Source organism: Streptomyces sp. SID12501 (assembly GCF_010550245.1).
Lineage (GTDB): Bacteria > Actinomycetota > Actinomycetes > Streptomycetales > Streptomycetaceae > Streptomyces.
Map to the genome: position 1 here is coordinate 165,395 of NZ_JAAGLU010000018.1, position 22,866 is coordinate 188,260.

Consider the following 22,866-nt stretch of genomic DNA (forward strand, 5'->3'; position numbering starts at 1 on the left):
CTCGGCGTCAACAGCGGACAGATTCGGCCGCCGGACGGCAAGTAGGCGACATGCGGGGACGGGCAGGGAGCGGATGCGCTGGGATGACCCGAACCATCACGGAACCATCGAAAGCGGCCGGGTGAGGCGTACATGCGCGACTTTGTCGAGGCGGAGTCAGCACAAGCAGCAGGAGTCGGTCGTCCGGATGCGTGCCCGTGCGGCACGGTGGTTCGCGACGGTGGGCCGGGAGAGGCGGAGGAACGGTTTCGCGGGCTGCTCGAAGCCGCGCCGGACGCCATGGTCATCGTCGACGGCACCGGGACCATCAGACTGGTCAACGCCCAGACCGAGGCCGTCTTCGGCCACCGGCGCGAGGAGTTGCTCGGTCGACCGGTCGAGGTGCTGGTGCCGCACCGTTTCCGCAGCCATCACACCCGGCACCGCGACGACTACGCGGTCAACCGGCAGGTACGTCCGATGGGCGCCGGTCTCGAACTGCACGGGCTGCGCAAGGACGGTACCGAGTTCCCCGTGGAGATCAGCCTCAGTCCCCTGGAGACCGCCGACGGACTGCTCATGTCCGCCGCCGTCCGCGACGTCAGTGACCGCAGGGCCGCCGAGGCGCGGATCAACGAGCTCGCCGCGATCGTCGAGTCGTCCCAGGACGCCATCCTGGCCAAGACTCTCGACGGGCACATCACCTACTGGAACGCCGCCGCGCACCGGCTTTACGGCTACTCGGCCGAGGAGGTCATCGGCCGGCACGTGACCCTGCTCGCCCCGCCCGGGGCACGGGACGAGATCGACGTCCTCCTGGAGCGGTTGCGCGACGGAGAGAAGGTCGAGCACTTCGAAACGCTGCGCCTCACCAGAACCGGAGTGCTGCTGGACGTCGACGTCACGCTGTGGCCGACCCGGAACACCCACGGCAAGGTGGTCGGCGCCTGCGCCATCGTGCGGGACATCAGCGACCGCAAGCGCGCGGAGGCCGAACTCACCACCCTGTACGAGCAGCAGCGCCACATCGCCCTGACCCTGCAACGCAGTCTCATGGGTACGCCGCCCGCCATCCCGGGCCTGGCGACGGCCAGCCGCTACCGGCCCGCGACCCAGGGCGCGGGCGTGGGCGGCGACTGGTTCGATCTGGTGCCGCTGGGCGCCGGCCGCGTCGGCGTCCTGATCGGCGACGTGATGGGCCGCGGTCTGGAAGCCGCCGCGGTCATGGGCCAGTTACGCTCGGCCGCGCACGCGCTCGCCAAGACCGACATGCAGCCCCGCCAGCTCATGCAGGCCCTCGACGCGGTCGTCGCCGACCTCGCCGTACCCGACCAGCTCGTCACCTGCTGCTACCTGGTCATCGCGCCGGACGCCGGGTCCGTGACCGTCTGCTCCGCCGGCCATCTGCCGGTCCTCGTCGTCGGCCCCGGCAACGGTGTCCGCAGCCTTCCCACGCCCGTCAACGCTCCGCTCGGCGTGGGCGGCATCCTCTACGAACAGTCCTGTGAGGCCGTCCCGCCGGGCGCGACCCTCGTCCTCTACACGGACGGTCTTGTCGAAACCCCGGGCAGCGACATCGAGGACCAGGTCGACGAACTCACTGCCGTCCTCGACAGGTTCTTCAGGGACACTCCCTGTCTGGAAGCGGCCGCCGACCATGTGCTCGCCGCCCTGCTTCCCGACCCGGAGAGCCACAACGACGACGTCACCCTGCTGTTCGCCCAGCTCCCGGCCGCACCGCTGACCACCCTGACCACCGGACTTCCCGCCGTCGCGACGTCCGTACGGGAGGGGCGCGCGTTCCTCCACAAAGCTCTCGTCTCCTGGGGCTGCGCCGCAGCGGCGGACAACGCCCTCCTGCTGCTCGCCGAAATCCTGACCAACGCCGTGCTGCACGCCGAGGGCCCCCTCGGGCTGCACCTGAGCCGTTCCGACTCCGACCTGACGGTCGAGGTGAGCGACCACAGCCCTCAGCTCCCCCAGCCCCGCCTGGCAACCGCGGACGACGAGTCCGGGCGGGGCCTGCTCCTCGTCCGCGCTCTCGCCGACAACTGGGGCGTCCGCCCCACCGACGAGGGAAAGACCACGTGGTTCACCCTCAAACTGTGACTGTGACTGTGCCGCACAGCGTCCGGGCCGACGCAGTGCGCTTCGGCGATGTGGGCGGCCTCCCGGGCGATGCGGGAAGCATGACCGTCGCGATGTCCTCCGCCGACTCCAGCAGGCTCAACTCCGGTACGCCGTCGCCCGGATCGGGGTTCCAGCGGCCCGCCCGACCTCCCCCCACCGGAAGCCGAGCGGGCCGCCGGGGATCACCGGTTCGCCGGTGACCCCGTCCAGGACGACCGTCTTGAACGCCGCGTTCTCCTTGAGACGGTGCCGTCCTCGGCGTGCGGGCATCCGGCCCTCTCCGGCGTCCCGCCGGCCGTGCCGCCCGGTCTCCTCGCTCTCCATGGGTGTGAACGGTAGGCGGCGCCGCGTACGCGCACCCTGGGCCGAACGGCCCTGTCCCTGAGCCCGTCCGGCCCTGCGGGGAGCAGGCGCACCGCGCCGGAGGTCCTGGCCCGGTGAGCCGCCGGTCCCGGTCCCGGGCGGGCTTCGGCCCGTCTGCGGCAATGACCGTCACGCTCGAGCCGGTCCTGGGTCTGGGCCTGGGCCTGGGCCTGGGCCTGGGTGGCGATGACGGCGGTCTGGACGCGCCGCTGCACTCCGAGTTTCGTCAGCAGCCGGGAGACGTGGTTCTTCACCGTCTTCTCCGCGTGGGAGAGCCGCCGGTCGATCCGACGATTGGTCAGTCCCTCACCGATCAGGGCCAGGATCTTCCGCTCCCGGTCGGTCAGGCCCGGCAGTACCTCCGGTTGCTCCTGCGGCTGCCGGCCCTCGCGGAGGCGGGTCATCAGCTTGGTGGTGGCGCTCGGGCCGAGCAGGGACTGAAACACGCACCAGGGTCTGCTCCGGGTCCGGTCGGCCCTGGGCCCGACCGGAACCAGGGGCCGAACGGCCCTGGCGCGCGGATCGCGGGCGCCGTTCCAATGGCCTGATCGCCCTGCCCTTGGCCGCGTCGGACAGCGTCCGGCAAGCCACGGCAGGACCGCAGCCGCCCACGTCCTCGAAGGGACCCGAAGACGCCGTACCGGAGAGCCGAAGAGTGAGTGCCGAATCCATACGGAGTCCTGCCATGCGCCCCGACCACACCCGGCCGAGCCAGGTCGGCCCCCGCCAGAGCATCGGGCTCGACGACACCGAGGCGCTGCGGCTGCTGGGCACCGTGTCCCTGGGCAGGATCGTCTTCACCCGGCACGCGTTGCCGTCCATCCGCCCGGTCAACCATGTGCTGGTCGACGGCGACATCGTCATCCGCACCCACGAGGGCGCGGCCCTGACCTCCCGCACCCGCGTAGCCGGCAGTCGCGGCGTCGTCGTCGCCTACGAGGCCGACGCCATCGATCCGGACACACACCTCGGCTGGAGCGTGGTGGTCACCGGCTACGCCCACCTGGTGACCGACCCGGCCGAACTCGCCTGTTATCAGACCCTGTTGCACCCCTGGGTACAACAGGCGACGGATCACGCGGTCCGCATTCACCCCGATCTGGTCACCGGAATCCGACTCACCGCGGTGGAGCCGCCGTGAGGCTCCCGGGTGAGCCGTCCGGGCCACGGTGACGTACGGCGACATGCGCGGGCCGCAGGCGCTGCGCCCACCGGCCCCGGTCAGGGCGCGGGTCGCGCCTTCGACCGGGTTCCGTCGGAGCCGTCAGGACGAGAGGTCGACGCCGTACATGGTCCGTCCGCCGATGAGTTCCCGTCCGGTCACCAGCTCGGGCTCGATGCGGACGAAGACCTCATCGAGCGAGGGCGCCCAGGAACTCGGGCCGGTCCGGATCAGCCGCTCGTGCTCGGCGGGGTCGGTCACCACGGCGGCTGAGCCGGTGACGACGACGCTCCAGCCGGAGTGGGTGACCGCGTCGACCTCGTCGGCCTCGAAGGCGACCACCGTCCCGTCGATCGCGAACACCAGTTCCGAGTCCGCAGAGGTGCGCAGCAGCACCGCGTCGTCGTGGTCCAGGCCGAAGTTGACCGGGAGGACCGCCGGCAGGGCGTGGCGTGTGTGGACGATGCGGCCGACAGGTGTCCTGGCCAGCAGGCGCAGGCACTCCTGCCTTTCGAGTTCGCGGAATCCGTCGTTGGGATACATCAGCCAGTCCGTCTCTCGCCTGGTGCGGCGGTCTTGCGGGAAGGGTCCATCGTGCGCCGGGCGGGAACCGGGGGGTGAGGGGCCATCGGTCCCGGTCACGCCGGAGAACGGCCCCCGCCCCAGGGCCTGCGGTACGCCTGCTCGGCGGGCCCGCACGTGTTGCCGGAATCCGTCACAGCCGGGGGGTGTCCCCGCGCCGGCACGCTCCGGAGGTGCACGCCCGCCTGCCGGAGTCCCGTCGTCGTCCCCGGCGCGGCGGACCGACCCGACGGCACGGCGCGGCCCACTCGGACGCCGTCCGGCAGCGGGTGCACGGGGTGCGGGGTGCGCGGTTCGTCGCCGGTCAGTACGGTGCTGCTGTCCTGGTGTTCGCCCGGGCATCGTGACTCCCCGAGTCATCGACGTGGGTCCCGGACGGTGGAGGCTGCATGGCCGGCAAGAAGACGACGACGCTGCCGCGCAAGGTGTACGAGCCGGAGCTGCTGCGCCTGCAGACGGAGCTGGTGAAGCTGCAGGAGTGGGTACGTGCGGAGGGCGCCCGGCTGGTGGTCGTGTTCGAGGGCCGGGACGCGGCGGGCAAGGGCGGAACCATCAAGCGTGTCGCGGAACACCTCAATCCTCGGGTGGCCCGGATCGCGGCGCTGCCGAAGCCGACCGAGCGGGAGCGCACGCAGTGGTACTTCCAGCGGTACGTCGAGCAGCTGCCGGCGGCCGGGGAGATCGTGCTGTTCGACCGCAGTTGGTACAACCGGGCGGGCGTCGAGCATGTGATGGGCTTCTGCACGAAGGAGGAGCACCAGCTGTTTCTCCGGCAGTGCCCGGTCTTCGAGCGGATGCTGACCGAGGCGGGCGTTCTGCTGCGCAAGTACTGGTTCTCGGTGAGCGACGCCGTGCAGCAGGAGCGGTTCCGCCAGCGCCTCGACGACCCGACCCGGCGCTGGAAGCTCTCGCCGATGGACCTGGAGTCGATCACCCGCTGGGAGGCGTACTCCCGGGCCAAGGACGAGATGCTGGTCCACACCGACATCTCCGAGGCCCCCTGGTACGTCGTCGAGAGCGACGACAAGCGCCGGGCGCGGCTGAACATGATCGCCCACCTGTTGAGCACTCTCCCCTACCACGAGGTCCCGCCGCCGGTGCTGGAGCTGCCGCACCGGCCGCCGTCGACCGGGTACGTGCGTCCGCCGCGTGATCTGCAGACGTACGTCCCCGATCACACGGCGGACCTCTGAACCCGTGCACGCCGGTCGAGTGCCGCGCGGGCGCACCAGCACGGGGGGCGGTGGTCTCGTGCGCGGAGCACCGCAAGGCGCCGTCCGTCCGTGGATCATGAGGTGATACGACAGAAGGAGGCCCATGTCCCAGAGCTCGGGCAGACCCGTTCCCTTGTGGCACCGTCTGACGCCGGGGCTCCATGCGCTCCTCGGCTACCGGCGTGCCTGGCTGCGCGGGGATCTGCTGGCCGGGGTGACGGTGGCCGCGTATCTCGTGCCGCAGGTGATGGCGTACGCGGGTGTGGCCGGTCTGCCGCCGGTCGCCGGTCTGTGGGCGATCCTGCCGGCGCTCGCCCTGTACGCCCTGTTCGGGTCCTCGCGTCTGCTGTCGGTCGGGCCCGAGTCGACGACCGCGCTGATGACGGCGACCGTGGTCGGCCCGCTGGCCGCCGGTGATCCGGGCCGCTACGTCACACTGGCCGCCACCCTGGCGGTCACGGTCGGGCTGCTGTGTGTCGTGGCCTGGGCGGTGCGGCTGGGCTTCGTCGCGGACCTGCTGTCCCGGCCGGTCCTGGTCGGTTACCTGGCGGGCGTGGCACTGATCATGATCGTGGACCAGTTGCCGAAGCTCACCGGCGTCAGCACCACGGGCTCCGCCTTCTTCCCCCAACTGTGGTCGTTCGTACGGCATTTGTCGCAGATCCACCTGCCCACGCTGCTGTTCGCCGTGATCCTGCTCGCCTTCGTCCTCGCCGTTGCCCGCTTCTTCCCCGCCGTGCCCGGCCCTCTGCTGGCCGTGGTCCTCGCCACGACGGCCGTGGCCGTCCTCGGCCTCGACGACCACCACGGGATCAGGGTGATCGGCGAGGTCCCGGCGGGCCTGCCCGGCCTGGCCGCCCCCGACCTGGCCGAGCTGCCCCGTCTCGTGCTGCCCGCCCTGGGTGTCCTCCTCGTCGGTTACACCGACTTCATCCTCACCGCGCGTGCCTTCACCGGCCGCACCGCCGCCGACGACGACGGCCCCGGGCACGACGCCAACCAGGAACTGCTCGCCCTGGGCGCGGCCAACCTCGGCGCCGGGGCGGTGCACGGTTTCCCGGTCAGCAGCAGCGCCAGCCGCACCGCGCTCGCCTCCTCGGCGGGCGCCCGTTCCCAGGCGTACTCCCTGGTCGCCGCCGCGGTCGTCCTCGCCGTCCTGCTGTTCCTGAGTCCCCTGCTGACCCGGACGCCCTCGGTCGTGCTCGGCGCGCTCGTCGTCTACGCCGCCCTGCGCATGATCGACCTGGCGGGCTTCCGGCGGCTGGCGTCCTTCCGCCGCCGTGAGCTGCTGCTGGCACTCGGCTGCCTGGCCGGCGTCCTGGCCCTGGACATCCTGTACGGGGTGCTGGTCGCCGTCGGTCTGTCGGTGGCCGAGCTGCTGACCCGGGTCGCGCGCCCGCACGACGCGATCGAGGGGGTGGTGCCCGGGGTGGCCGGTATGCACGACGTGGACGACTATCCGCAGGCCCGTACGATCCCCGGGCTGGTGGTCTACCGCTACGACTCGCCCCTCTTCTTCGCCAACGCGGACAACTTCCACCGCCGGGCCCTGGCCGCCGTGGACGAACAGGAAGACCCGGTGCACTGGTTCGTCCTCAACGCCGAGGCCAATGTGGAGGTCGACATCACCGCCCTGGACGCCGTCGACGCGCTGCGTCTCGAACTGACCCGCCGGGGCATCGTCTTCGCCCTCGCCCGCGTCAAACAGGACCTCCGTCATGATCTGGACGCGTACGGCCTGACGGAGTCCGTCGGCACCGGCCTCGTCTTCCCCACCCTGCCGACAGCCGTGGCCGCGTACCGCGAGTGGGAACAGACCCAGTAGGCCGCGAGTCCCCCCGGCCGTACGTCGCCGCCAGCCGCGTCAGGAAACCACCGGCCTCCCGCTGCATCAGTCCTGGGCGGGCAGCACGCTCGTCACCCTGCCCCGGGTGTCCGCCTCCAGATAGCCGCTCCCGTAGCCGTCAGACAGGTAGACCGCCATTCCGGCCGACGTGTCGAAGGTGTCGTTGGGCATCCTGACCACCAGGTAGCGGTTTTCCGGATCGTCGACGTTCAGCTTCTTGTCCGCCTCCTTCAGGAGCGCGGGAACCTTGTCCCAGTCGAAGCCGTCGAGACCGATCGGCTGGTCACCGCCGGCCAGGGAACCGCTGATGATGTCCTTCTCCACGCCCTCGCCCGGGCGGTAGGTGTAGGAGTCGTACTTGGTGTTGCTGCCGTTGACCATCAGGTCGGCGATGGCGTAGTCCTCGTACACGGTGAAGTCGCCGAACCTGTTCCGGCCGGTCTCCTTCTCGAACGCCCTGATGGCGGTGCGGATGCCGGCCGGGGTGAGCAGCGCGGTGGTCCGGGCCTCCTCGGACTGCTGGGCTGCCGGGGTGGTCGTGGTCCGCGACACCGTCGGCTGCGGGCTCGGGGTGGACGTCGAGGCGCCCGCGCCCGCGTCGCCCGAACTGCCTCCGAGAGGCAGCAGCCACCACACGAGGACAGCGGCGAGCGAGGTTCCCGAGACGCCCCACAGGACCCTCGGGCGAAGGGCGCGTCGGCGGGCCGCCGGTACTGGAGCGGTCATCGGCTGGAGCGTGATCGGCCCGGGGAGGACCGGCGGCGGCCCGAACCCGGCCGGAACGGCCGCAGGCACCGCACCGGCAGCGGCGGGGAGACCGGGAGTGGTGGGCGCGACAGGAGCCCCGCCGGACGCGACGAACCCGGCGGGCGCGACATGGGTACGCGGATCCGAAGGTGCCGTGGGGGCGGACGGCGGACCCAGCGGGTAGGAGGTGGGCGTGTTCCATGACGCAGTCGAGTGGTCCGGAGCCGATTCGATCTCGGCCAGCTTCCGGTCCAGCATCGCGGCGGACGGCCGCGCCGCAGGGTCCCGCACGAGGACGCTCATCAGGACGTCGCCGAGTGCGTCGGCCCGCACCGGCGGCGGCACGTCGTCGTGGAGGACCGCGGCGAGGGTGGCCAGGGTGGTGCCCCGGCGCAGCGGGTGGTGGCCTTCCACGGCGGTGTACAGCATCATCGCCAGCGACCACAGGTCGGAGGCGGCGCCGCCCTCGTGCCCCGAGATGCGCTCGGGTGCCATGAAGTCGGCCGTGCCGATGACGGAGCCCGTGGCGGTGAGGCCGGTCGCCTCGCGGATCGCGGCGATGCCGAAGTCGGTGAGCACCGGCCGGCCGTCCGGCCGTAGGAGTACGTTGGCGGGCTTGACGTCCCGGTGCTCGATACCGGCGTCGTGCGCCGCGGTCAGCGCGGCCAGCACTCCCCGGCCGGTCCGCGCCGCCTCGGGCGGCGTCATCGGCGCCCGGTCCAGCCGGTCGGCCAGCGAGCCGCCACTGACCAGCTCCATCACGATCCACGGGTAGGTGCCCTCACCACCGTCGACGATGTGATGGATGGTGACGACGTTCGGATGGTCGATCCGGGCAAGAGCCCTGGCCTCGCGCAGCACCCGCTCGCGCAGCATGCGCGCGCCCTCGGGGTCGTACTCGGCGAGGTCCCGGTCGGGCGGGCGGACCTCCTTGACCGCCACCAGCCTGTGGAGCACCACGTCCCTGGCCCGCCAGACGGTGCCCATCCCGCCACCGCCGAGACGGGCCTCCAGCTCGAAGCGCCCGTCGACAACCCGCCGCCCGGTGCCTCTGTCTGCCTCACTCATGCACGGGAGCCTAAACGCCGCCACCGACACCGTTCGAACGGTGTCCACCATCAGCTACGGCAGATCACGGAGAGCCGGTGATCAACTGCCTTACGGACAGGCGCGGTTGGGCCCTTGACGGTGGGTTGAAGCCTGCTCGCCCAGGTCCGTGCCACCGTCACGGCCGGCACTTCAGCTGATGCGCGTTCCCGCGCCACCGACCCTGACACGCGGGTCACCCGCGCGCAGTGTCACCGTGAGTTCGCCGGGGCGGCCCAGGTCCTCGCCCTGATGCAGGGTGAGGACGGTGTCCTCGGGGACCAGGCCGAGTTCACGGACGTACGCCCCGAACGCGGCGGCTGCCGCGCCGGTCGCCAGATCCTCGACGACGCCGCCGACGGGGAACGGATCACGGACGTGGAAGACCGTGGCCGACTCCCGCCACACCAACTGGACCGTGGTCAGGTCCAGGCGCTGCATCAGTGCGTCGAGGCGCTCGAAGTCGTACGCGAGATCCGCGAGGCGGGTGCGCGTCGCCGCCGCGAGAACGAGATGGCGGGCGCCCGCGAAGGCGATGCGGGGCGGGAAGGCCGGGTCGAGATCGGCGACCGGCCAGTCGAGCGCGGCCAGTGCCTCTGTGAGATCGGCGTCGGTGATCTCCTCGATCTTCGGCTCGACGCTGGTGAGCGTGGCGCGGAGCGTCCCGCCCTCCTCGGCCACCACCACCGGCACGATGCCGGCGCGCGTCGCGAACACCAGCTCACCGGGGCCCCAGCGCTCGGCGAGGGCGACGGCGGTCGCGACGGTCGCGTGCCCGCAGAACGGCACCTCGGCCCTGGGGCTGAAGTAGCGGATGCTGTACGCCCTGCTCTCCTGGCCGCCCAGGCCCGCCGGGGGCGCGGTGAGGAACGCGGACTCCGAGTATCCGAGGTCGGCGGCGATGGCCAGCATGTCGCTGTCGTCAAGGGCGGTGGCGTCCAGCACAACGCCGGCGGGGTTTCCGCCGTCGGGAGAGGTGGAGAAGGCGGTGTAACGCAGCACCTCGGGCCTCGGCGTGTTCGTCGTCATGCTCGCGGCAACACGGGACGGGGCCCTGGCTGTTCCCGGACACCCAGGACGCGGGGGACGCCGACGGCGTGTGCCGTCACACCGCTTCCGCGTCGAAGGCGACCTCGAGCTCACGCCTCAGCCGGTACAGCCCGCGCCGTGCGTGGCTCTTGACCGTGCCCAGCGGCCAGCCCGTGCGCTCGGCGATCTGGCTCTGGCTCAGGTCCTCGTAGAAGGCGAGCCGCAGCACCCGCTGCTGGGCCGAGGCCAGCTTGGCGAATTCGGCGCGCACCACCACCCGGTCCAGCGCCCCCTCGAACCGGTCGTCGGCGGGATCGGCGAGCACCGGCCAGGCGTCCACCGCGGCGACCAGCCGGCAGCGGCGGGTGCGCGCGGCGAGCGCGTCGGCGATCCGGTGCCGGGCGATGCCCACGATCCACCCGACGAGCGGACCGCGTTCCGGCCGGTAGCCCCGCCGACCGCACCACACGCCGAGGAAGACCTGCTGGGTGACGTCCTCGGCCTCCTTCACGTCCCCCAGGGACCGCCAGGCCAGGGTATGCACCAGTGCCGACCAGCGCCGGTACACGGCCGCCAGACATGCCTCGTCGCCCGCGAGGAATCCCCGGACCAGTTCCTCGTCGTCCGGCGACACGATGGGCGGGGCGACCGGAGCGGCACACTCGGACATGTTCATGACGGTGACTCCTTGCACGGAACGGATCCGGCGCAGCGATCCGGCGTACGACGGTGCTGTCATCGTCCGATTCCGGGCGCCGGGCATCAACTCGCATCGATTATGCGTCGTATACCGGTCCGGGGTCGTAGAGTCGGCCCATGGACGGCATTCCGGGCGACAGCACGGCGGCACGCTCGGGGGCGGCGCCCCAGGACGTCGCGACGAGTCTCACCACGGGCGCACTGGCCCGCAGGCTGGGCGTGTCACCCACGACGCTGCGCTCCTGGGACCACCGCTACGGCATCGGGCCCGCGATCCGCCCCGACGGCCGGCATCGCCGATGGGCTCCGCACGACGTGGCCGTACTGGAGACGATGTGCCGGCTCACGTCCACCGGTGTGCCGCCCGCGGAGGCGGCCCGCGCAGCGCGGGAGACGGCGGCCGGCGCCCCGGTCGAGGGCCGGGCGCCTGTCACCGCGCCGGAACCAGCACCCGGTCCCCGCTCCCGCGCGGCGGGCCCGCTCCCGCTGGGCGATGTGCGCCTGGAGTGCAGAGGGCTCGCCCGTGCCGCCGTACGGCTCGACGCGCCCGCCGTGGAGCAGCTGCTGGCCACGGCGGTCGGCACCCACGGTCTCGTGGTCGCCTGGCAGGAGGTGATGCTGCCGACGCTGCACGCCGTGGGCCGCAAATGGGCCTCGTCCGGAGACCGCTACGTCGAGGTGGAGCACCTCCTGTCCTGGCACGTCTCGACCACGCTGCGTCGCTACGCGCGCCCGGTGGCCGGATCCGTCGGCGCCTCGGCGCCCGGGCCCGTCGTCCTGGCCTGCATGCCCGATGAACAGCACACGCTGGCGCTGGAGGCGCTCCACGCCGGACTGGGCGAACGGGGCCTGCCCACCCGGATGTTCGGGTCCGCGGTCCCCGCGGAGGCACTGATCGCGGCAGTGGACCGGCTCGGCCCGGCGGCCGTCGTCCTGTGGGCGCAGGCACGCTCCACGGCGAGCCTGCCGCTGGCCCGGCGCGTCGCCCGCGCCCGGTGGGGTGTGAAGGGCGCCCGGCGCAGTCCCCTGGTGGTGCTGTGCGGCCCCGGCTGGCTCGGCCGGTCGGACCCCGGGATGCCCTGGCCCACGTCTTTGAAGGACGCCCTGGACATCCTGGAGTCCGTGTATTCGGAGGACCGGTGAGGTCGCCTGCGGCGGTCGGGCGGCGGCTCAGTCGAGACCGCGGGCCCGCTTGAAGCGATCGAGCCCGTCCGGCAGGCCGACGATCGGGTCCGGGTAGTCGACGGCGGCGCGGTCCAGGCCGCGCAGTTTCCACGGCTCGTGCACCACCGCCCCTGCCAGTGGCCGCAGTTCGGACACCCAGCGGCGCACGTACACGCCGTCGGGGTCGTACCGCTTGGCCTGGGTGACGGGGTTGAGAACCCGGTTGGGCCGTGAGTCGGTCCCGGTACCGGCCATCCACTGCCAGTTGAGCTGGTTGTTGGCGACGTCACCGTCCACCAGCAGGTCCAGGAAGTGCCGGGCGCCGACCCGCCAGTCGACGTACAGCGTCTTGGCGAGGAAGCTCGCGGTCAGCAGGCGCCCCCGGTTGTGCATCCAGCCCTCGTACCGCAGCTGGCGCATCGCCGCGTCGACGATCGGATAGCCGGTGCGGCCCTCCTTCCACGCCTCGACGTCCTCGCGCGCTTCCGACCCCAGGCGCCAACGGTCGTTGCGGGTGCGGTAGTCGAAGACGGCCGCGTCCGGGCGGGCCGCGAGCACCTGACGGTGGAAGTCGCGCCAGGCGAGCTGCCGTACGAAGGCATCGGCGCCCGGTCCACCCGCCCGGCGGGCGCGGTGGACGAGTTCGACGGAGGAGAGGGTGCCGAAGTGCAGATGCGGGGAGAGCCGGGAGGTGACATCGCCGCCCAGGTCGTCATGACCCTCCTCGTACGTCGCGACCCCGCTGCGCAGCCACGCGGTGAGCCGCGCGCGGCCCTCGGTCTCACCGCCGCCCGCGAGCCCCTCGGAGAGGCCCGGCAGGCCGCTCCGGGACGGCAGGGGCTCGGATCCGACGCTCTCCGGCACCCGTACCGTGCGCGGCGCCCCGAGCGGCTCCCGGAGCTGCTGCTGCGACCAGTGCCGGAAGTACGGCGTGAAGACGGCAAAGTGGTCAGAGGACGCCGGGACCACGGCACCCGGGGCGACGGCGGCGGTCACCGTGTCGTGCACGTGCAGCCGTACGCCGTCCGCCTCCAGGGCGCGGCGCAGCCGGTCCTCCCGTCGGCGCGCGTGGCCGCTGACGTCGGCCGCCATGTGCACCTCGTCGGCGCCCGCCTCGGCCGCCGCCGGGCACACCTCGCCGACGAGGTCGCCGTGGCGCACGATCAGCCGTCCGCCCCGTTCGCGCAGACCGGCGTCGAGGTCGCGCAGGCAGTCGGCGAGGAAGGCCAGCCGGTTGGGTACGGCGAATCCGGCGGCGTCCACCGCCGGGTCCCGCACGAACAGCGGGACGACCCCCCGGCCGCCGTCCAGGGCGGCCCGGAGCGGCGGATGGTCGTGCAGACGGAGGTCGGCGGTGAACAGGACGACTGAGACGTTCATGGTGATCACTTCCGGGTCGGAGCCCGCATTGGATGCGCCCCTGACGGAACTCTTGTCGCCGTCGACCACCGCTTGCGCTTTCCCTCAAGGAACGAAGCAGCCCATATCAGGGTAAATCTGCCGTCACCATCCGGCTTGCCCCTGTCCCCGGTCCGCCTCACCCGCCCGAAGTGAGCCGGATCAGCAGAACAGCGGGCTCGCGCGACAGTGACACCAGCAGTCCGCCCCCGTCCCCGTCCCAGACCGCCGAGCCGGCGGCCGGAGCGGACGGGTGCAGGATCTCCGCGCGGACGTCCTGGCCCGTCAAGTGCCCTATCGGCAGACGGAGTTCCGAATCACCGCCGCGGCGCCATACCGAGACGTAGGACGTACGGCCGCCCGGCACCCGCATGCCAAGGGCCAGCCACTCGTCCGTCCACCCCGGCAGACCGAGCGGCCAGAACGGCACGGCCTCCGTGAGATCGGCGCGGAGTGTCTTGTACACGGCCACCGCGTCCCCCACGAGGGCGAGCTGGCGCTCCGACATCCGGTCCAGATGGCCGGAGAGATGGATCCGGCCGAGGAGCGCCCCGCCCAGGGTGAAGGTGATCAGGTCGTCGTCGAACCCCGGCTGCGGGTAGGCCCAGACGGCGCCCTGCTCGGGCGGGACCGCTGTGGGCGCGGCGGCGGCGATCGGCGGGCAGAGCAGGGGGTCCTGCTGGTCGCTGGTGGACTGGAGCTGGGCGACGGCCAGCGTGGCCCCGTCCATCCGCATCCCGCCCGAGGCGCAGTTCTCGATCACCAGGCCCGGGTGCCGGTCCAGCACCTCGGAGAGCCAGTCCAGGTATGCCTGGGCGTGGCCGAGCAGCCCGGCTCCGGGCGCGATGTCGCCGGGGGCGCAGGTTCCCGGGTCGACCACGATGTTGTAGTCCAGCTTGAGATAGCCGACGCCCCAGTCGCCGACGATGCGGTCGACCGTCTTGTCGAGGTGCGCGCGGGCGGCCGGGTGCCGCAGGTCCAGCTGGTGGCGGCCCTGTTCGGCGATGCGTACGCCGTCCCGCTGGAAGAAGGCCTCCGGCGGGAGTTCGGACGCGACGGGGCTGCGCACGCCCACGACCTCCGGCTCCAGCCACAGGCCGGGCACCATGCCGCGCTCCCTGATCCGGTCCAGGACCGCCCGGATTCCGCCGTCGGGGAAGCGACGCGGTGAGGGCAGCCACTCCCCGACGCTGTCCCACCAGCCCTCGGTACTGTCGTCGTACCAGCCGGAGTCGATGCAGAAGTACTCGGACCCGGCCCGGGCGGCGGCGTCGATCAGCGGCAGCAGTTTCTCCGTCGTCGGGTCGCCCATCAGAGTGTTCATGTAGTCGTTGAAGACGACCGGCAGTGCGGCGTGGTCGGGGTGCGGGCGGCGTACGGCACGGCGGTACGAGGTCAGGGCGGCGAACGTGTCGTCAAGGTTGGAACCGAGAGCCAGGACACCGGGCACGGTGGTGAGTTCGGTGCCGGGCGCGAGGCGGATCCGCCACTGGTGTTCCGCGTCCGTGGGGCCGTTCAGCGCCACATACGTGCCGTGGTCGCGCTCGCCCAGGTCCCAGCGCCAGCCGGCCGGGGACTCGATCTGCCACAACCAGGCCCGGCCGCCGTCGCGTTCGGTGAGGGCGCCCATCGCGAGGTGCCCGTCGGTGGGCCAACTGCCGCGTCCGGTCAGGGTCAGCGCCGCCCGGCTGTCGTGCTGGTGGACGTCGACGTGGATGTCGCTGACGGTGTCGCGCAGCGGCTCGAAGTGCCAACGGCACTCCGCCAGCCAGTCGTTGCGGGCGCGGTGGACGTCGAGACCGTCGGGAGAGGGGAGGGCGCCGAGCAGCAGACTGCTGACGGACTGGACGACGAGGGGCTCCTCTCCCTCGTTGCGGAGTCGGACGCGGGAGCGCAGCACCGGCAGTCCGACGGGCGAGGACAGCTCGACGAAAGCGGTCAACGCGGTCTCGGGATCGCGGAGTTCGACGGTCAGGTACGTCCAGCCGTCGGCTTCCCGGACGGAGTGGCCCCGGTGCCGCAGCCGGGCACCGAAGGCCGTACCGGTGAAGCGGGGACCCGACCAGCCGCTGCCGTGACCGAGGACGGTGAGCTCCACGAGGTGGAGGGGGGCCTCCGGGCCGGGTTCGGACGCCGATACCGATATCGATGCCGACGCCGATACCTCGGTGGGGGTCCCCCCGCCCGACGGAGGCCGGAAGTCGGGGCGGGACAGCCGGACCAGTCGCAGGACCCCGTCGGCGCCGGTGGCGAACTCGGCCTCCAGGGCCCGGTGGCCCCAGACAAAGTGCTGCTCAGTGGTGGTGCGGGGGGCCGTGCCCGCCGAATCCGACGTACCGGTCAACGTCTTCCCCTCCTGATGGCGCCTGCGCCGACGGTCTGATTCTGCCGCGTGAATTGATGGTTACGGTCTCTTGACGAGTCTCATGTGACCGGTCACAATCCTGGCATGAATGTGACCGGTCACACAAGACGCTCAGTGAGCATCCGGGATGTCGCGACCGCGGCCGGAGTCTCCTACCAGACCGTCTCCCGGGTGATCAACAACCACCCCAGCGTCAAGCCGTCGACCCGCGACAGGGTCCTCGCCGCCATCGACGAACTGGGGTTCCGGCGCAACTCCACCGCGCTCGCTCTCGCCAGCGGACGCAGCCGTGCCGTGACCGTGCTCACCTCCAACACCACGCACTACGGCTACGCCTCGATCCTCCAGGGCATCGAGGAGGCTGCCCGCGCCGCCGCGTACAGCGTCGGGGTCGGCGTCCTCGAATCGACCGACGAAGCCGACGAGGCCGCCATCGCGGCCCAGGTGCAGCGGGCGGCGGACTCGGGCGGCGGACTGATCGTGATCGCATACGATCCGGCCGGTGTACGGGCCCTGGGTGCCGTTCCCGCCGACCTGCCGGTCGTCGGCGTGGTGGAGACCCCCGCCAGCCCGCCCGGCGACGACCGTCCCTGGGTGTGGGCGGACGACCGCGAGGCCGCCTACGAGGCGACCCGCCATCTGCTCTCCCTCGGCCACGAAACCGTGCACTACGTCGCCATCCCCTCCAGCACCCGGCGCACCAGCGCCCGAACGTCCGGCTGGCAGCAGGCGCTCCGGGAAGCCGGAGCGCCAAAACCCCGTCCCCTACAGGGGAGTTGGGGCCCGGCGGGCGGTCACTCGGCGGGTCTGGAGCTCGCGCAGGACACCGGCGTCACCGCGATCCTGTGCGGCAACGACGACCTCGCGCTCGGGGTGATCCGCGCCCTCCACGAGACGGGCCGCTCGGTCCCCGGCGAGGTGAGCGTCGCCGGGTTCGACGACGCCCCGCACTCCGCCTATCTCACCCCGTCGCTGACGACCGTACGCCTGGACTTCACCGGCCTCGGCCGGTCCGCGTTCGCCCTGCTGCACGGCGTGCTGGAGGAGTCCGCGCAGATCGCCCCGCACCCCGTCTCCGTACCGGAACTGGTGGTGCGGGAGAGCTCGGGGCCACCGCCCGGACGCGGCTGAACCGGCTCCCGCTACACCTGTGCCCTTCCCCCCCACACGTGTTCCGCCCCCTCGCGCCTCCTCAGCCGTACCGCTCGACCGATTCGCCTACCTCAGCCCGTTCGCGAAAGGCCCGTCATGACGAGAAGAGTCCTCCCCGCGCTGGCGTTCATATGCGCCGCCGCCCTGTCCGCCACCGCCTGCAGTGACCCCACCGCCGGCGACTCCGGTTCCTCCTCCGACTCGGGCGCCAAGCAGACGAAGGTCGACCCGACCGCCCGCCTGGACGGCGTGAAACTGACCATGTGGACCGCGCAGAACACCCTCAACGCGCCCAAGCAGGTCATCGACGCCTTCGAGAAGGCCACCGGAGCGAAGGTCGAGACGCAGGCGATCCCCGACCTTTACGAGCAGAACGTGCCGACCAAGCTTGCCTCGGGCGACAAGCCGGACCTGATGTTCTGGCAGCCGTCCATCTCCACGCTGCCCTTCATCCAGCCGAAGCAGAACCTCCTCACCCTCGACGGGGAGGAGTGGGTGTCGAAGCTGGGCGACACGGAGAAGTCGCTCGGCGTGATCGACGGCAAGCGGTACGCGGCGATCGTCACCAGCCCCGCCATGCTCGGCGTCTACTACAACAAGGACGTCTTCAGGCAGGCCGGACTGAGCGAGGCCGACTTCCCCAAGTCGTACGACGAGCTGCTGGCCCTCGGCAGGACGGTGACGGACAAGACCGACGCGGCCGGCTTCTACGAGGCCGGCGGCGACAAGTGGCCGCTGCAGTGGCAGATGCAGGTCCAGCTCACCGACCTGGACAAGCAGTGGTGGGCCGACCTCAACCAGAACAAGGTGAAGTGGACCGACCCGGTCGTCGTCGGCGCCATCAAGAAGTACAAGGAGAAGCTGCTCGACGCCGGGCTCGCACAGAAGAACTACAAGACGGGCACCTTCACCGGACAGGCCGACTCCCTCTGGAAGGGCGAGGCGGCCATGGTCCTCAACGTCACCTCCTTCCAGAGCCAGTTGCAGGCAAAGTACTCGACAGCCGAGATCGACAAGAAGATCGGCTGGTTCCCGGTCGCCAACTCCTCCGCCACCGGCCTGTACTCGCCCGACCAGACCAACGGCGTCGTCGCTTTCAAGACCGGTGACGAGAAGCGCCAGAACGCCTCCCGGCAGTTCCTGGCCTTCTGGCTCGGTCCGGACTACGCCGACTACATCAAGACGATGAAGATCCCGTCCGTGGAGCCGTCCGTGCCGACCCCCGCCGGCCTTCCCGAGGCGTCGATGGCCCAGGTCAAGGCGCTACCGACGGCCATCGGTGTCTTCCAGGCCAAGGCGATCGTCGCGCCCGACACCCACCTGTATCTCGCCGACATGCTCTACGGCAAGAAGAGTCCGCAGCAGGTCGCGCAGGCTATCCAGGACCAGTTCGCGCAGGTGGCGAAGGCCCAGGCCGCGCCCGGCTTCTAGTCGACCTCCGCACCGGCCTCCGGACCGACCGACTGGCAAGGATCTCCCGATGGCGGACACGGCCATACGCACGCGCACGCAGAAACCGGCGCCCGCCAAGGGCCGGGGCGGAAAGGCGGGACGGCTGCCCCGCGCCGCCGTCCATCACCCCTGGTGGTTCGCCCTCCCCGCGATCGTCGTCTTCGCGGCCTTCTTCCTGGTGCCGAACCTGCTCAACTTCTACTACCCGTTCACCAACTGGTCCTCGTACCACCCGGACATCGCCTTCACCGGCCTCGACAACTTCACGACCATCGCGCACGACGGCTCGCTGCTGCGGGCGATCCGCACGACCCTGCTCTACGCCCTGCTGGCGGCCGTCTTCCAGAACGGCTTCGGGCTGGGGCTGGCCCTGCTGCTGGAGGCGGACAGCCGGTTCAACCGGTTCTTCCGCGCCGTCTTCTTCCTGCCGGTGCTCATCTCCGCGCTCGCCACCGGCTACATCTTCCAGTCCCTGTTCAACCAGGACGGCGCCGTCAACGGCCTGCTCGGTACGGACATCCCGTGGCTCGGCTCGACGTCCTGGACGCTGGTCCTGGTCACCGTCATCCACGGTTGGAAGTGGATGGGCCTGTCGATGCTGATCTATCTCGCCGGCCTCAAGGGCATCCCCGGCGAGATGCTGGAGGCCGCGAAGTGCGACGGCGCCGGGCCGTGGCGGACCTTCTGGTCGGTGCGCTGGCCGATGCTGGCGCCCGCCCTCACGTTCAACGTCACCACGGCGCTGATCGGCTCGATGAACACCTTCGACATCGTGCAGGCCACGACGGGCGGCGGGCCCGCGGGCTCCACCGAGGTCTTCAACATCTACATGTTCCGGATCTTCGGACAGGGCCTGTACGCCCAGGCCTCCGCGATGAGCCTCGTCCTCTTCCTGGTCGTGGTCGCCGTCGCGATCCCCCTCGTCATCGGACTGCGCCGAAGGGAGCAGCTTCTGTGAGCACCGCCGTGAATCCCGCGTCCGCCGCGCGTCGTACATCCACCGTCCGGCGCTCGTCCGACGTCAATCCCGCCTGGCGGTACGGCCGTCCGGCGCTCGTCCTGCTGATCGCCGGGCTCGCCGTCGGCGTGCCGCTGTGGCTGGTCGCCGTCACCTCCGCCAAGCCGCAGGCCGAGGCGATCACCCCGAACCTGGACCTGCCACGGCACTGGCAGCCGGGCAGCAACTACGAAGAGGCCGTCAACCAGGGCGAAATGCTGCACGGCTTCCTCAACTCCCTGCTCGTCGTGGTGCCTTCGGTCGCCCTCGTGCTCATCCTGGGGGCCGGCGCCGCCTGGGTCTTCGCCCGCCGCAAGTCGAAGCTGGTCTCGGCGGCGTACGCGCTCTGCATCAGCGGACTGCTGCTGCCGCCCGCCGTCATCACCATCGTCATGGAGCTGCGGCAACTGGGGCTCGCGGGCACCCGGCCCGGGATGATCGCCGTCTACACCGGGATGTACCTGTCCACGTCGGTCTTCTTCATGACCGGCTTCATCCGGGCCATCCCGGTGGAGCTGGAGGAGGCCGCGCGGATGGACGGCGCGTCGCCGTTGCGGATCTTCCGGCAGATCATCCTCCCGCTGCTCAGGCCGGTCATCGCCACCGCGACGATCATGGTGATGCTCTACGCCTGGAGCGACATCTTCTACGCCTTCTTCGTCCTCGGCGGCGGAGAGAAGGCGACCCTGCCGCTCAACCTCTACAAGGTCGCGAGCGCCCAGCTGTACCTCAACAACTGGCATCTCGTCTTCGCGTACGTCGTGGTGATGAGCCTGCCCATGGTCGCCATCTTCCTGGTGGCCCAGCGAAAGATCGTGTCCGGAATCACCAGTGGAGCCGTCAAATGACCGGAGGTCCCTCAGCGTGAGCACCCCCAACCCCACGCGAGCCCGCACGAAATCCCGTTCTCGTACCGCAACTGTCCTTGCCACAGCCGTACTTGGAGCAGCCGCCATGGCAGGCACCCTTCCCGCCGCAGGGCCCGCGGCAGCAGCCGCCCCGCAGCGGCTCACCGTCGACCTGTCCGCGTCCGAAGGCCGGGTGACGCTCGGTGCCAACGGCACCCTGTACGGGCTCAGCGACGACGGCGTGCCCAGCGACGCCATGCTGGCACCGTTGAAGATCACCAGCATCTCGCAGAAGCCGGAGGGCGGCGCCCAGCATCCCAACGGGGACGCGCTGACCGTCTCGAAGTCGTTCTTCCGCAACGGCGGCGGCGAGATCAACGTGATGATGCAGGACATCTACACCAAGTGGCCGTACGAGGACCTCGGCATCGAGGACTACCTCCCCAAGGTCGACAAGATCGTCAAAGAGGTGTCGGCCGACCCGAACAGCGAGCACTTCGTCTACATCCCCTTCAACGAGCCCGACCAGATCTGGTACAACCTCGGCACCTCCGACCAGGCGCAGTACGAGGTCAACCGCGACCGGTTCCTCAAGGACTGGAAGACGGTGTACGAGCGCATCCGGGCGATCGACCCGGACGCCAGGATCGCCGGACCGAACGAGTCCGGCTACCACTCCCGCCTGCTGACCGACTTCCTCGCCTTCGCCAAGCGGGAGAACGTCCTGCCGCAGGTGATGACCTGGCACGAGTTGGACTCCAGTTCGCTGAAGAACTTCCAGGGGAACTACGACAACTACCGCTCGATCGAACGCCAACTCGGCATCGCACCCCTGAAGATCAACATCGATGAGTACGCCAACCGTCGCGACCTGTCCGTTCCGGGACAACTCGCCCAGTGGGTAGCGATGTTCGAGCGGAACAAGGTGTACGCCAACCAGGCCTACTGGGACGCGGCGGGCAACCTCGACGGCAACGTCGTGCACAGCAACATCCCCAACGGCGGCTGGTGGTTCTTCCGTTGGTACGCGGGACTGACCGGTGACACGGTCAAGGTGACCCCGCCGCAGGCCAACGCCGTCGACACCCTCCAGGGTCTGGCCTCGTACGACAAGAAGCGCCGCCAGGCACAGGTCCTGCTCGGCGGCTCGGCCGGTGACGCCGACGTCGTCGTACGCAACGTCTCCCGGTCGGCCTTCGGCCGTACGGTCACCGCGACCGTCGCCGAGGCCGCCTGGTCCGGCTACGAGGGCCAGCACGCGACGCCCCGCGTCCTCGCCCGTACGAAGGTGAAGGTCGCGGCCGACGGCACGGTGAGCGTCCCGCTGCGCGGCCTGCACAAGATGTCCGCGTACCGGATCGTCCTCACGCCCGGCGGCTCCGGCACCCCGTCCGCCGCGTCCGTACCCTGGTCGGCGTCGTACGAGGCCGAGGACGCGGCCATCACCGGCGGCCAGGTCTACACACAGGGCACGGTGAGCAACGCCAACGGCTACGCGGCCTCCGGGACGAAGGACGTCGGCTCGCTGAACCAGGCCACCAGCAAGGTCGACTTCACGGTCGACGTGCCCAGGGCCGGCACCTACGACCTGGCGATCCTGTACGGCAACCAGTCCGGGACACCGGCCACGCAGAAGCTCTCGGTCGACGGGCAGGCCACGGCGACGGTCTCCTATCCCTCGACCGAGAACTGGACCTACCGCGCCAAGAAGGACGTCACCGTCGACCTCCCGGCCGGCAAGCACGTCCTGACGCTGGCCAAGGGCGACACCGAGGTCACCCTCGACCGCATCGACCTGACCGCCCGTACCTCCGCCGTGCCCTCCGCGTCGTACGAGGCCACGCTCGCGGACGTCAGCGGCCGGCCGTCCTTCGACTACTCCTCGTCCGCCGGGGTCGGCACGGGCGCCCTCGTCCTGCGCTCCGGGGACAAGGCGGTCTTCGACGCCTACGCACCGCGCGACGGCTACTACTCGGTGGTGCCGCGATCCTCTGCGCCGGTGCGGCTGGAGCTGCACGGCCAGAAGGTGACGGCGGTACCGGGCAAGGCTCTGCGGCTGTATCTGGTGGCGGGCAACAACCGCATCGCGTTGACGGCCAAGGCCGCCTCCGTCCGCTCCCTCGACGTCTCGGGCGCCGGTTCGACGTCCGGCGTCCTCTCCTACGAGGGCGCCTCGGCCACCCTCACGGGCGGCGCCAAGCTCGTCGACTCGGCGTACGCCTCCGCCGGTTCCTACATCGGCTGGCTCGGCAACAGTGCCGCCAGCACCGCCGAGTTCACGGTGGACGCGCCCAGGTCGGGCCGCTACATGCTGGTCATCAGCTACGCCCACAACGAGCGGCGGGACAACGGCCACTCCTACAACACGGACATCATGTCCCGTACGGCCGACCTCACGGTGGGGGCGGGCGCGCCCCGGACGGTCACCTTCAAGAACACCTGGGGCTGGGACGACTACTGGACGCTGGGCGTCCCCGTCGACCTGAAGGCGGGCCCCAACAAGGTGACGTTCGGGAACGCGAGCGCATGGGCCCCGAACATCGACCGGATCGAACTGGGCCGGGTCATCGGCTAGTCGACCGACCCACTCCGGCACAGAGCCGGGCCGGATCTCGGCGGAGATCCGGCCCGGCTCCATGACGGGCGGCGCAGG

Annotated in this window: 17 protein-coding genes and 1 pseudogene; 11 read left to right on the forward strand and 7 right to left on the reverse strand. The window is 71.0% G+C overall.

Features of this window, described 5'->3' with window-relative positions; genetic code table 11:
- The first annotated feature begins 207 nt into the window (after positions 1-207).
- Positions 208-2,088 (forward strand): PAS domain S-box protein, encoded by a 1,881-nt coding sequence (locus G3I71_RS22805; protein ID WP_343243043.1) that lies wholly within the window; start codon positions 208-210, stop codon positions 2,086-2,088.
- Positions 2,089-2,645: 557 nt separating this feature from the next.
- Here the strand turns inward: G3I71_RS22805 and G3I71_RS22810 are convergent.
- Positions 2,646-2,912: pseudogene (locus G3I71_RS22810) on the reverse strand (response regulator transcription factor); the annotation flags it as partial.
- Between the two features lie 245 nt (positions 2,913-3,157).
- Between G3I71_RS22810 and G3I71_RS22815 the strand changes: the two are divergent.
- Positions 3,158-3,613 (forward strand): pyridoxamine 5'-phosphate oxidase family protein, encoded by a 456-nt coding sequence (locus tag G3I71_RS22815; protein WP_203731055.1) that lies wholly within the window; start codon positions 3,158-3,160, stop codon positions 3,611-3,613.
- A 123-nt stretch (positions 3,614-3,736) separates the two neighbouring features.
- On the opposite strand, the gene G3I71_RS22820 is transcribed toward G3I71_RS22815, so the two are convergent.
- Entirely contained in the window at positions 3,737-4,177 is a 441-nt protein-coding gene (locus G3I71_RS22820; RefSeq protein WP_164316687.1) for a pyridoxamine 5'-phosphate oxidase family protein, read from the reverse strand.
- Positions 4,178-4,389: 212 nt separating this feature from the next.
- On the opposite strand from G3I71_RS22820, the gene G3I71_RS22825 reads away from it, so the two are divergent.
- The 3 genes from G3I71_RS22825 (at position 4,390) to G3I71_RS22835 (ending at position 7,255) form a co-directional block, all read left to right on the forward strand.
- Positions 4,390-4,563, forward strand: a complete 174-nt coding sequence (locus G3I71_RS22825; protein ID WP_164316688.1) for a hypothetical protein — start codon at positions 4,390-4,392, stop codon at positions 4,561-4,563.
- Positions 4,564-4,605: 42 nt separating this feature from the next.
- Positions 4,606-5,409 (forward strand): polyphosphate kinase 2, encoded by an 804-nt coding sequence (gene ppk2 / locus G3I71_RS22830; RefSeq protein ID WP_164316689.1) that lies wholly within the window; start codon positions 4,606-4,608, stop codon positions 5,407-5,409.
- Between the two features lie 124 nt (positions 5,410-5,533).
- The gene (locus tag G3I71_RS22835) at positions 5,534-7,255 is read left to right on the forward strand and encodes a SulP family inorganic anion transporter (protein ID WP_164316690.1); all 1,722 of its coding nucleotides are present in this window, start codon (positions 5,534-5,536) and stop codon (positions 7,253-7,255) included.
- Between the two features lie 66 nt (positions 7,256-7,321).
- Here G3I71_RS22835 and G3I71_RS22840 read toward each other — a convergent pair whose 3' ends face one another.
- From G3I71_RS22840 to G3I71_RS22850, 3 genes are all read right to left on the reverse strand, one after another.
- Positions 7,322-9,091, reverse strand: coding sequence for a serine/threonine-protein kinase (locus tag G3I71_RS22840; protein ID WP_164316691.1), 1,770 nt, complete (start codon positions 9,089-9,091; stop codon positions 7,322-7,324).
- Positions 9,092-9,262: 171 nt separating this feature from the next.
- Positions 9,263-10,138 carry a PhzF family phenazine biosynthesis protein gene (locus G3I71_RS22845; protein WP_164316692.1) on the reverse strand — a complete coding sequence of 292 codons (876 nt, stop codon included), beginning with the start codon at positions 10,136-10,138 and terminating at the stop codon, positions 9,263-9,265.
- Positions 10,139-10,214: 76 nt separating this feature from the next.
- Positions 10,215-10,808: a sigma-70 family RNA polymerase sigma factor gene (locus G3I71_RS22850; protein ID WP_164316748.1), complete on the reverse strand. Its 594-nt coding sequence runs from the start codon at positions 10,806-10,808 to the stop codon at positions 10,215-10,217.
- 146 nt (positions 10,809-10,954) lie between these two features.
- Between G3I71_RS22850 and G3I71_RS22855 the strand changes: the two genes are divergently transcribed.
- Positions 10,955-11,980, forward strand: coding sequence for a MerR family transcriptional regulator (locus G3I71_RS22855; protein ID WP_164316693.1), 1,026 nt, complete (start codon positions 10,955-10,957; stop codon positions 11,978-11,980).
- Positions 11,981-12,007: 27 nt separating this feature from the next.
- Here G3I71_RS22855 and G3I71_RS22860 read toward each other — a convergent pair whose 3' ends face one another.
- Complete coding sequence (locus G3I71_RS22860) at positions 12,008-13,381, reverse strand: deoxyribodipyrimidine photo-lyase (RefSeq protein WP_164316694.1); 1,374 nt, start codon at positions 13,379-13,381, stop codon at positions 12,008-12,010.
- Positions 13,382-13,538: 157 nt separating this feature from the next.
- Entirely contained in the window at positions 13,539-15,743 is a 2,205-nt protein-coding gene (locus tag G3I71_RS22865; RefSeq protein ID WP_164316695.1) for a glycoside hydrolase family 36 protein, read from the reverse strand.
- 105 nt (positions 15,744-15,848) lie between these two features.
- On the opposite strand from G3I71_RS22865, the gene G3I71_RS22870 reads away from it, so the two are divergent.
- The 5 genes from G3I71_RS22870 (at position 15,849) to G3I71_RS22890 (ending at position 22,788) form a co-directional block, all read left to right on the forward strand.
- The gene (locus G3I71_RS22870; protein ID WP_164316696.1) at positions 15,849-16,895 is read left to right on the forward strand and encodes a LacI family DNA-binding transcriptional regulator; all 1,047 of its coding nucleotides are present in this window, start codon (positions 15,849-15,851) and stop codon (positions 16,893-16,895) included.
- 117 nt (positions 16,896-17,012) lie between these two features.
- Positions 17,013-18,347 (forward strand): ABC transporter substrate-binding protein, encoded by a 1,335-nt coding sequence (locus G3I71_RS22875; RefSeq protein ID WP_164316697.1) that lies wholly within the window; start codon positions 17,013-17,015, stop codon positions 18,345-18,347.
- Positions 18,348-18,396: 49 nt separating this feature from the next.
- Positions 18,397-19,326 carry a carbohydrate ABC transporter permease gene (locus G3I71_RS22880; protein ID WP_164316698.1) on the forward strand — a complete coding sequence of 310 codons (930 nt, stop codon included), beginning with the start codon at positions 18,397-18,399 and terminating at the stop codon, positions 19,324-19,326.
- Between the two features lie 101 nt (positions 19,327-19,427).
- Entirely contained in the window at positions 19,428-20,213 is a 786-nt protein-coding gene (locus tag G3I71_RS22885) for a carbohydrate ABC transporter permease (RefSeq protein ID WP_164316749.1), read from the forward strand.
- A 106-nt stretch (positions 20,214-20,319) separates the two neighbouring features.
- The gene (locus tag G3I71_RS22890) at positions 20,320-22,788 is read left to right on the forward strand and encodes a CBM35 domain-containing protein (RefSeq protein WP_164316699.1); all 2,469 of its coding nucleotides are present in this window, start codon (positions 20,320-20,322) and stop codon (positions 22,786-22,788) included.
- Positions 22,789-22,866 lie beyond the last annotated feature (78 nt).

What these genes read in the sequence shown, in the direction of transcription:
- G3I71_RS22815 (WP_203731055.1), top strand. Translation starts at nt 3,158, where the DNA reads ATGCGCCCCGACCACACCCGGCCGAGCCAGGTCGGCCCCCGCCAGAGC.
- G3I71_RS22820 (WP_164316687.1), bottom strand. Translation starts at nt 4,177, where the DNA reads ATGTATCCCAACGACGGATTCCGCGAACTCGAAAGGCAGGAGTGCCTG.
- ppk2 (WP_164316689.1), top strand. Translation starts at nt 4,606, where the DNA reads ATGGCCGGCAAGAAGACGACGACGCTGCCGCGCAAGGTGTACGAGCCG.
- G3I71_RS22835 (WP_164316690.1), top strand. Translation starts at nt 5,534, where the DNA reads ATGTCCCAGAGCTCGGGCAGACCCGTTCCCTTGTGGCACCGTCTGACG.
- G3I71_RS22840 (WP_164316691.1), bottom strand. Translation starts at nt 9,091, where the DNA reads ATGAGTGAGGCAGACAGAGGCACCGGGCGGCGGGTTGTCGACGGGCGC.
- G3I71_RS22845 (WP_164316692.1), bottom strand. Translation starts at nt 10,138, where the DNA reads ATGACGACGAACACGCCGAGGCCCGAGGTGCTGCGTTACACCGCCTTC.
- G3I71_RS22850 (WP_164316748.1), bottom strand. Translation starts at nt 10,808, where the DNA reads ATGTCCGAGTGTGCCGCTCCGGTCGCCCCGCCCATCGTGTCGCCGGAC.
- G3I71_RS22855 (WP_164316693.1), top strand. Translation starts at nt 10,955, where the DNA reads ATGGACGGCATTCCGGGCGACAGCACGGCGGCACGCTCGGGGGCGGCG.
- G3I71_RS22860 (WP_164316694.1), bottom strand. Translation starts at nt 13,381, where the DNA reads ATGAACGTCTCAGTCGTCCTGTTCACCGCCGACCTCCGTCTGCACGAC.
- G3I71_RS22870 (WP_164316696.1), top strand. Translation starts at nt 15,849, where the DNA reads ATGAATGTGACCGGTCACACAAGACGCTCAGTGAGCATCCGGGATGTC.
- G3I71_RS22875 (WP_164316697.1), top strand. Translation starts at nt 17,013, where the DNA reads ATGACGAGAAGAGTCCTCCCCGCGCTGGCGTTCATATGCGCCGCCGCC.
- G3I71_RS22880 (WP_164316698.1), top strand. Translation starts at nt 18,397, where the DNA reads ATGGCGGACACGGCCATACGCACGCGCACGCAGAAACCGGCGCCCGCC.
- G3I71_RS22890 (WP_164316699.1), top strand. Translation starts at nt 20,320, where the DNA reads ATGGCAGGCACCCTTCCCGCCGCAGGGCCCGCGGCAGCAGCCGCCCCG.